At 57.6% G+C, this 1,058-nt stretch carries 1 protein-coding gene; it reads right to left on the bottom strand.

What is annotated here, in order from left to right; all coding sequences use genetic code 11:
* Nucleotides 1–2 precede the first annotated feature (2 nt).
* On the bottom strand, nucleotides 3–1,058 hold a 1,056-nt coding region (gene glmS / locus ACTHUR_RS11795), incomplete at its 5' end, for a glutamine--fructose-6-phosphate transaminase (isomerizing) (protein ID WP_440398695.1).

The raw sequence follows: 1,058 nt of genomic DNA, 5'->3' as shown, positions 1-1,058 counted from the left end.
GTTTATTCAACCGTTACCGATTTCGCCAGGTTGCGCGGTTTGTCCACATCCGTGCCGCGTGCGAGGGCGGCGTGGTAGGACAGGAGCTGCACGGGGATGGTATGCACGATCGGCGAGAGTACGCCGACGTGGCGCGTGGCGCGGATGACGTGCACGCCGTCGGTGGCGTTGAAATTGCTGTCCAAATCGGCGAAGACGAAGAGTTCGCCGCCGCGTGCGCCGACTTCCTGCATATTGGCTTTGACTTTGTCCAACAAACCGTCGTTCGGCGCGATGACGACGACGGGCATGTTTTCGTCCACCAATGCCAGCGGGCCGTGTTTCAACTCACCTGCGGGGTAGGCTTCGGCGTGGATATAGGTGATTTCTTTCAGCTTCAACGCGCCTTCGAGGGCAATCGGGAAATGGATGCCGCGTCCAAGGAAGAGTGCGCTGTTTTTCTTGGCGAATTTCTGCGCCCAGGCGGCAATCTGAGGCTCGAGGTTAAGGGCATGTTGTACACTGCCGGGCAGTTGGCGTAATTCTTCGATATAGGCGTGCGCTTGTTCTTCGGATATTAAGCCGCGCTGTTTGCCCAAGGTAACCGCCAAGCCGAAGAGGACGACCAGTTGCGTGGTAAACGCTTTGGTAGAGGCGACGCCGATTTCTGCACCGGCGCGGGTGTACAGCACCAATTCGCTTTCGCGCGGCAGGGCGGATTCCATGACGTTGCAAATGGACAGGCTGTGTTTGTGTCCCAAAGACTGCGCGTATTTCAGGGCTTCCATCGTGTCCAAGGTTTCGCCGGATTGGGAGATGGTGATGACCAATTGCATTGGATCGGCAATCACGTCGCGGTAGCGGTATTCGCTGGCGATTTCGACGTCGGTCGGCACTTTGGCGATGGATTCGAGCCAGTATTTGGCGGTCAGCGCGGCATAGTAGGACGTACCGCAGGCAAGGATTTTGATGCTGTGGATATCGTCGAACACGTCGCGGGCGTTGGCACCGAAATTTTCAGGTTCAAAACCGCCGTCCAAGAAGACTTCGGCAGTATCGGCGATGGCGCGGGGTTGTTC

The organism is Neisseria sp. P0021.S007 (assembly GCF_051956855.1).
Note: the sequence above shows the minus strand (reverse complement) of the source record. Positions and strands in the feature narration are given on the sequence as shown.